This is a genomic window from Photorhabdus hainanensis (assembly GCF_018448965.1).
GTDB classification, from domain to species: domain Bacteria; phylum Pseudomonadota; class Gammaproteobacteria; order Enterobacterales; family Enterobacteriaceae; genus Photorhabdus; species Photorhabdus akhurstii.
Genome location: NZ_RCWD01000161.1, coordinates 1 through 251 on the forward strand (window position 1 = coordinate 1; position 251 = coordinate 251).

The window sequence follows — 251 nt, forward strand, 5'->3', positions numbered from 1 at the left end:
TGACCCCATGCCGAACTCAGCAGTGAAACGCCGTAGCGCCGATGGTAGTGTGGGGTCTCCCCATGTGAGAGTAGGACACTGCCAGGCTTTAAATACAGTGGAAACCCTCAGCGTAAGCTGGGGGTTTCAGACCGCTGACAAACCTCGTTGAAAATAACGGGATTTGTTCCTCTCATTGTGAATCATAATGCCATCCATTTTCCTCATTAAGCCAATTTAATCGCCCGACAAGGCGTTATTTTCGCTTCTCC

Annotated in this window: 1 rRNA gene; it reads left to right on the plus strand. The window is 49.4% G+C overall.

From position 1 onward, the window contains the following. Positions 1-87: ribosomal RNA gene (gene rrf / locus EAE92_RS24335) — 5S ribosomal RNA — on the plus strand; the annotation flags it as partial. Positions 88-251 lie beyond the last annotated feature (164 nt).